General features: G+C 71.5%; 3 protein-coding genes and 2 pseudogenes. All 5 read right to left on the bottom strand.

From position 1 onward, the window contains the following. Positions 1 to 197, bottom strand: a 197-nt coding sequence (locus tag HMPREF0975_RS11030; protein WP_009234255.1) for a DUF3618 domain-containing protein, incomplete at its 3' end; no start/stop codon positions are given. Then, on the bottom strand, positions 194 to 688 hold the full coding sequence (locus HMPREF0975_RS11025) for a hypothetical protein (protein WP_009234254.1): 495 nt from the start codon (positions 686 to 688) through the stop codon (positions 194 to 196). The genes HMPREF0975_RS11025 and HMPREF0975_RS11030, both read right to left, overlap by 4 nt. After that, a complete protein-coding gene (locus tag HMPREF0975_RS11020; RefSeq protein ID WP_009234253.1) occupies positions 685 to 1170 on the bottom strand; it encodes a phage holin family protein in 486 nt (161 codons plus the stop codon). Before HMPREF0975_RS11020 ends, HMPREF0975_RS11025 begins: the two co-directional genes overlap by 4 nt. Positions 1171 to 1379: 209 nt before the next feature. Beyond that, positions 1380 to 3115: pseudogene (locus HMPREF0975_RS11015) on the bottom strand (ABC transporter ATP-binding protein). Beyond that, positions 3115 to 3320 (bottom strand): annotated as a pseudogene (locus HMPREF0975_RS16250) (ABC transporter ATP-binding protein); the annotation flags it as partial. The pseudogenes HMPREF0975_RS11015 and HMPREF0975_RS16250, both read right to left, overlap by 1 nt.

Below are 3320 nucleotides of genomic sequence, written 5' to 3'. Positions count from 1 at the left end.
TCCCGCGCCTGCGTGCGCGGGTCCGCCCTAGCCGCGAGCTCATCGACGCTCGCCGCCAGGGCCACTCGCTGGGCGCGCAGTCGCTCCTCGATCTGCTCGGGACTCAATGCCTCGGAGCCGGCCCTCCCGGTCTTCCCAGCCTTCCCGGCGCCGCCAGCCGCGCCGGAGTCCCCGCCGGCCTGCGGGCCGCCGGTCATGACTGCACCGTCCGGGGTCGTGAGAAGGCCTTGAACGCGGCGACGGTCGCCGTCACGCTCAGGCCCGCCAGGGCCAGGCCGGCGACCGTGACGATCCCCAGCGATGCAGGGTCGCCGTCGCGAGCATCGTCGAACAGGCGGGCGACGCGCTGACCGAGGGTCATCGTTCCGGGCTCGTAGGGGTCCACGCCGCCGGCCTCATCGGTGCCGCTGCCGACCAGCGAGGTCAGGCGGCTCTTGACCTGCCCGACAGCCTCCTCGGCCTTCCCGAGGGCCTGGCTGCGCAGGTCCTCGACCTTCTCCCTAGCCTTGAGCTTGGCCATCTTGGTCAGGTTGTCCGGCACCAGACGCGCGGCGAGCTCGTCGATGTCGACGGCCAGCGCCTTGCGGCGGGCCTCCATATCGGAGATGAGCGCGTCATCGGCCGGTGCCGGGGTCTGAGCCGGTGCAGCGGCGGACGGGTTGGCGTCGGGGGCGGTGTTGGCGCTCACTGGGCGTTCCCCCTCTCCCTGCCCGATGCGATGGCGTCCTTGACGACCTTGACCGACTCCATCAGTCCCTCCTGCGGCGCGGGGGCCTCGGCCTTGGCCGCCTCGAGCCGCTTGCGACCCACCAGGGCCAGCGGGACGGCGATCGCGATGAGGACCAGCGCCACCACGAGGAAGGCCGCCCATAGCGGCATAACGTGGGACAGCCCCACCGTGAGCGACCCGAGCATCAGTCCGAAGGCGAACAGGGCCAGGACCCCCGCGGCGCCGAGCAGCATTGCGGCCGGCTTCATCTCCTTGGCCATGCGCTGTCCCTTGACCTTGGCCAGGTCGATCTCGCCGCGCACCAGCGCTGAGATGTTCTCCGAGATACGGGCGATGAGCTCGCCCAGCGTGGGCTGGGCGCTGCCGGCTCCCCGGGGAGGCGTGGCGGAGGCCGACGACGTCGCCTGCGACGGCGGGGGCGGTGGCTGGTTGTTGGACATGAACGGACCTTCTCGTGTGAGATGCAGCGTTGGGTGCAATCGACTGACTGCTAGCGGCGGGATCGCGACAGTGAGACGACCCGCCACCCCAAGAATCTCACAGGCCGCGCCATCGTGGAACAACGCTGGCCCGGGCGGGTTTGTAGGTTTGGGATATGGGGCCCGGCTTTCGCCGCTGGCGATCTGTATCGGCCGCCTCGGCGGTGCCGCTACTCCTGGTTCCAGGCCTGCCAGAGGCTCGCGTACTCCCCGCCGAGCGCCACGAGCTCGTCGTGGGTGCCCAGCTCCACGATGCGCCCGTCCATGACGACGGCGACCCGATCGGCGTCGGCGGCCGTGTAGAGGCGGTGGGCCACCTCGATAACGGTGCGCCCGGCCAGCGCCGTGGACAGGGTCCGCTCCAGGGTGCGCGCGGCACGCGGATCCAACAGCGAGGTGGCCTCATCCAGGATGAGCGTGTGCGGGTCCAGCAGCACCAGCCGGGCCAGCGCGACCTCCTGGGCCTGGGCCGGAGTGAGGCTCAGGTGCCCCGAGCCGATCATCGTGTCCATCCCCTCGGGCAGCTCGTCCACCCAGGCGTCGGCCCCGATGGCCTCGATGGCCTCGCGGATCGTGTCGTTGGAGGCCCGTGGGCGGCCCAGGCGCACGTTGTCGGCCACCGAGCCCACGAACACGTGGTGCTCCTGGGTCACCAGGGCGACGTGGCGGCGCAGCTCGGCCTCGGTGAGATCCGTCAGCGCCACCCCGCCAACGGTCACGCTCCCGGAGGTGGGCGGGTTGATGCCGGCCAGCATCCGCCCCAGCGTCGACTTCCCCGAGCCCGAGGGCCCGACGACGGCCAGCCGCTCCCCGGGCACGAGCTCCAGGTCGATCCCGTGGAGCACCTCGACACCCTCCCGGTAGGAGAAGCGCACGTCGTCGAGCACGATCCTCTTGCCATCGGGCTGCTCGCCGGTGGGGGCCCGGTCGTCGGGCACCTCCTCCACCCCCAGGATGCGGGACAGGGAGGCCTGGGCGATCTGGACCTGGTCGATCCAGAACATGAGCTGGCCCACCGGCTTGCGCAGCTCCATCGAGTAAAGGGCGACGGTGGTGATCGCCCCCAGGGTCGCGTAGCCGCGGGCGGCCAGGAACCCGCCCCACAGGAGGATGACGACGACGGGCGCCCGCCAGGCGACGTCGAGCACCATGAACAGGCGCACCCGCAGCATCGCCGTGTAGCGCTTCAGGGACCAGGCCTCCTTGATGGAGGCCATGATGGCCCGCTCGCGGCGCGCCCCGATGCCCAGCGCGTCCACGGTGTGGGCGTGCTCGACCGTCTCGGAGACCGCGCCGTTGAGGCGGGCCTGGGCGGCCGACTCGGCCCGGTAGGCGGGGATGGAGATCGGCAGGTACCAGCGCATCATCGACCACACCGGCGGGAAGATGACCAGCAGCCCGAGCGCCAGGAGGGGTCGGCGAAGGCGGCGGCCAGCAGCGTGAAGACGATCGTCACTACGCACACGAGGATCTGCGGGATCCCCACCCGCACGAGGAACTCGATGCGGGAGACATCGGTGGTGGTGCGCCCCACGAGGTCGCCGGTGCCGGCGGACTCCACGGCGCTCAGCGGCAGGTGCACCACCCGGTTCATCATGCGCTCGCGCAGGTCCGCGAAGACCGACTCGCCCAGGGTCCGGGCGTACTTCTGGGCGAAGCGGTTGATGAGTGCGCCCACGAGCGTGACCGCGATGATGGTCAGCACGATCCGGTCCACGTAGCCGGCGTCGGCCCGCCCGGCCGAGACCCGCCCGACCAACCGCCCCAGCAGCTGCGGGGCCACGAGCGTGGACAGGACCGCGACGATCTGGAGGGCCAGCACGACGGCGAAGCGCCACCGGTAGGAGGCCATGATCCCGAAGGTCTTGCGCAGAGCGACCGGCCCTGGCGCGACGGGAAGCGCCATCAGCAGCTCACCTCCGTATCCTCGCCCAGGGCCCGGGAGACGACGGCGCGGTAGTCGGCCGCCTGCGCATCGCCGGAGCGGGCCATCGCCATGAGCTCGCGGTGCGTGGAGCGCAGCAGCTCGGCGCCGCTGGAGTCGAGGAAGACGACCTCGTCGCAGGCCTCCAGCACCAGCGGGGAGGCGGTGACGACGACGGTCGTGCGCC

The sequence above is a fragment of the Actinomyces sp. oral taxon 849 str. F0330 genome (assembly GCF_000239715.1).
Classification (GTDB): Bacteria; Actinomycetota; Actinomycetes; order Actinomycetales; family Actinomycetaceae; genus Actinomyces; species Actinomyces johnsonii.
The sequence above is the reverse complement of the archived record's forward strand: the minus strand, read 5'-3'. Positions and strand labels throughout refer to the sequence as shown.